We start from the raw sequence: 3,497 nt of genomic DNA on the forward strand, positions 1-3,497 counted from the left end.
GACTGGCGGACGGTCTATATTCGTGTGTGCTGTATTCGGCACTGTTCTCCTTCATTTCATCGGGCCTGCTGGCGTGCGAGTAGATATTCGGATTGGTCTTGTTGACCGAACTTGGCCCACATCGTGGTTGCCGATGCGCTGAGGCCGAGCTGGGTGGCGACGACAGCTGCGGGCAGATCACTGGTGAGGGCGACCATGGCGTAGTTGCGGCTGAGACGTGTTGGGATGCCGGCGGCCGTGAGCTTCACGCTGAGCGTGGTGCTGTGGATCGACTCATGGGGCCGTGCCCCGGGAAACAGGTGGTAGGCGTCGCCGTCGGGCGTGCTTGCTCGCGGGTTGTCCGATGCTTGGCGGGCGAGTTGACTGACGAGTTCGCCGACGGGTGCGGGTAGCTCGATCGGGTGTTGCGCCAGCGCCAGGTGGGTCCGCTTGCCGTCGATGCCAACATCGGCCGTGGTGAGCGCCTTGATCTGAACCAATCGCGGACCATAGAGCAGCACCAGCAGCCCAGCCACTCGGATGGACAGCTCGATGTCTGTGGACATGTCCAACAGGTCGGTGATTCGCTGCCGATGTTCGGTCTCGTCGCTGATCTCGCTGGGCCACTGGCGCTGGATCCGTTGGGCAGTCACACCGTCGACGATGCCGCGCTTGCCCAGCCAGGTGACGAAGCCGGAAATGCTCTTGGTCCGCTCGCGGTTACCGGCCGTCCAGCCATCGAGGATCGCCTGGGTCAGCTCACCGATCTGGTGTCCGGATGCCTCGAGGTGTTCGATCAGGCGCTGCGCCGTGCGGATGCGCTCGCGGCTGGAATCGGCTGCGTAAGTGGTGAATCCACGGCGGGCGGCCCGACGTCGGGCGGTGCGCAGCACGCCCCAGCGGGCGTAGGGCGCCAACACCGCGCCCTGGTGCGGTGGTAGAGCTGCGGTGTATTCGTCGATCCAGGTTTCGAACCGCTCGAGTTGCTCGTCGCGACGCGGCAGGATCTGTGCCCGTACGAGTAGCGCACGCACGTAGTGGCGAGCGTATCCGGGTGGGCAAGCGTCGACGTCGGCGTGGGTCAACTCGCCGTCGGCGTTGGCCAGTAGGCGCAGGAAATGCTGGGTGCGCGCCTTGATGAGCCAGCGCATCGTCGAATCGGCGCGGCCGTGCTGGGCGAGAACGTCCGGCAGTCCAGCGAGATCCTGACTGATGGTTCCGTCGTGCGAGGTCAGCAGTTCGCGTGTCATGCGCACGATGGAGCAGTTCAGGCAGGTGTTTTCGTAGTGTTGCGGTCCGGCTTGGCCGCACGTTGTGCAGACGTAGTCGGTGGAACTGCCGACGCAGGGTCCGCAGGCCAGCTCGCCTGCAGTGGTGCGTCCGATGAGGACTTTGGCCGTGCCGCAACCGGCGCATGTCGCGGGGTGTTGTGTTGACCGCTTGTAGCAGGGGATGCAGACCGGGCCGAGTGGCCAATGTGTATGTACGGGTTGCATTTTCGAGCACAGACTGCACACGAATTCGCGGGTGTGCGCGCAGCGATGGCACAGGTCAACTGTTCCCTGCTGCACGCGCACCGCGATTTTTCGGACGCGTCCGCACCTGCCGCACTGACGCTGCGGCGCTGTGTAGCAGCGCTGGCAGAGCGGACCTTCGGCAGTGATCTTCTTGGCGTGATCGAGTCGGCCGCATCCTGAGCACACATACTTGGGGCGAGCGCAGTTGCTGCACAACGGTTTTCCGTCAGCCGTGCGCCGTGACGGGTTCTTGGAACGTCCGCAGACCGAGCACTGTTCCATCCGCGCGGGGTCATTGCGGTAGCACCGTTTGCAGATGCCACCACCAGGAGTGCGCGCAGCGCGCTCGGCCAGTCGGCCGCAGCGGGCGCAGACGTGTTTCGGGGGCGCAGCGACGCTCATGATCCGCTCCCCGGCCGCTTGATGGTGGTGCGACGCGTTGTGATCGCAGTGACGTTGTCGCCACCGGCGGCCTTGCGCGGTGATGCTTCGGTGACGCGCGGTTCGATCAAGTCATTCGGGGTGCAGTCCAAGATGTCGCACAACGCAACCAGGGTGTTCATGCTCAGTCGTTGCGGCTGGCCGGTGACCAGGCGATAGGTCTGCTCACGGGAGAGCGCGACGCCCCGATCCGCCAGGTGCGGTTGCAGGTCGGTCGTCGAAAACATCCCGCGTTCAGCCATTTTGGTGCGCAGGTGCCACGCATAGTCCATGGTCCTCATTGCGGCGGCCTCGGTCCGAGCTCGTCGCCGTAGCGGGCGTGCATGGCGTTCGACAGAATCCGGTTGCGGTACTCGTTGGACACACCGATATAGACGGCGGTCGTCGAGGAGAACGAGTGGCCAACCTGCTCCTGAATGAAACGCTCTGGGTAGTCAAACTCGACCAGATGCGTCACAAACGAGTGGCGCAGGCAGTGCAAATTCAGCGTGGGATCGATGCCGGCCAGATCACGCACCTCGGTGAAGACGGTGTTGATCGTCCGGGCGCCGATCCGCGTACCACGTTCGGTCAGCCACAACGCGGGCTTCTTGTCGGCCGGGAACTGCGGGCGCACGTCGGTCAGATAGTGGTCCAGGATGTCCACGATCCAGCTCATCTCGGGGACGGTGAGCACGGTGCGCCGCTTCGCCGGTCCTCCGCGCGAGGCTTTGCCGTGCCGGACCGTGAACGATCCGAACCTGCCGAAGTCGCCCATCTTCGAATTGCGGCGCAGGTCAACAACATCGGCGTGAGCGGCCTCGTTGCGACGCAGCCCGTAGGCGTAGATGAACTTCAGCATGGCTGCATCGCGCAGAGCCGTCATCGCACCCTTGCGGCCGCGTGAACGGATCGTCTCGACTCGGCCGTCGGCCGCGTCGAACAGCGCCTGAACCTCGTCGTAGGTCAGCGGGCGCCGTGACGGATCACCTTCGTACTCCCCGACGTGCAGGATCGAGTTGTCGTCGTGGAAGACCTGCTGCGGGGTTTGCCCGAACTGCTGCGCGCAATCAGCGAACCAGCCGTACCGCTGATCGAGCAGGTACTCGCAGAAGACCCGAATGTCGATCTCATAGTTACGTGCCGTCGAGAACCGCAATGGCGAAGAGCCCGAACGCAATTCGCTGATCCACGCCTCACCCTCAGACGGCGTCCACTGCCACGGATAAAGGCCCGAGAACTCCGCGAAACGGCGCACCAGCCGAAGGCGCGGCGCGATCGTGGAATCCTTCAAGAACCGCGCTCGCTGCTGTTTCTCCCAGCCCTGCAACATGGCCTCGAACATCGCTCGTTGCGGTTCGAGATGGACAACATTGGGCGCCGATACACGCTCGGCCGAGCCTTCGAGATTATTGGTCACGACACATGTTGTAACAGATGCATCATTGATGCGTTGGACATCGGGGGCGTGTTGACCACCGGCAATCGGTGCCGAAGTCTCACCCCCCGGCGCCCGACCTGCTACAACGGACAACATTGCTACCCAACCAATGTTGCATCAGATGACAATATTTCCTCATT

Annotated in this window: 4 protein-coding genes; 1 reads left to right on the plus strand and 3 read right to left on the minus strand. The window is 63.6% G+C overall.

Annotated elements, in window-relative coordinates:
- Positions 1–56: 56 nt before the first annotated feature.
- Positions 57–1,229, minus strand: coding sequence for a hypothetical protein (locus TL10_RS29225; RefSeq protein ID WP_043988433.1), 1,173 nt, complete (start codon positions 1,227–1,229; stop codon positions 57–59).
- 291 nt (positions 1,230–1,520) lie between these two features.
- On the opposite strand from TL10_RS29225, the gene TL10_RS31390 reads away from it, so the two are divergent.
- Positions 1,521–1,676, plus strand: a complete 156-nt coding sequence (locus TL10_RS31390; RefSeq protein ID WP_157850402.1) for a hypothetical protein — start codon at positions 1,521–1,523, stop codon at positions 1,674–1,676.
- A gap of 218 nt (positions 1,677–1,894) precedes the next feature.
- Here the strand turns inward: TL10_RS31390 and TL10_RS29230 are convergent, their stop codons facing one another.
- On the minus strand, positions 1,895–2,218 hold the full coding sequence (locus TL10_RS29230) for a helix-turn-helix domain-containing protein (RefSeq protein ID WP_043988434.1): 324 nt from the start codon (positions 2,216–2,218) through the stop codon (positions 1,895–1,897).
- Entirely contained in the window at positions 2,215–3,261 is a 1,047-nt protein-coding gene (locus TL10_RS29235) for a tyrosine-type recombinase/integrase (protein ID WP_079481836.1), read from the minus strand. The genes TL10_RS29230 and TL10_RS29235 overlap by 4 nt, the downstream gene beginning before the upstream one ends.
- Positions 3,262–3,497 lie beyond the last annotated feature (236 nt).

It is taken from the genome of Mycolicibacterium llatzerense (genome assembly GCF_000878195.1).
Taxonomy (GTDB): domain Bacteria; phylum Actinomycetota; class Actinomycetes; order Mycobacteriales; family Mycobacteriaceae; genus Mycobacterium; species Mycobacterium llatzerense.

What these genes read in the sequence shown, in the direction of transcription:
- TL10_RS29225 (WP_043988433.1), bottom strand. Translation starts at nt 1,229, where the DNA reads ATGACACGCGAACTGCTGACCTCGCACGACGGAACCATCAGTCAGGAT.
- TL10_RS31390 (WP_157850402.1), top strand. Translation starts at nt 1,521, where the DNA reads ATGGCACAGGTCAACTGTTCCCTGCTGCACGCGCACCGCGATTTTTCG.
- TL10_RS29230 (WP_043988434.1), bottom strand. Translation starts at nt 2,218, where the DNA reads ATGAGGACCATGGACTATGCGTGGCACCTGCGCACCAAAATGGCTGAA.
- TL10_RS29235 (WP_079481836.1), bottom strand. Translation starts at nt 3,261, where the DNA reads ATGTTCGAGGCCATGTTGCAGGGCTGGGAGAAACAGCAGCGAGCGCGG.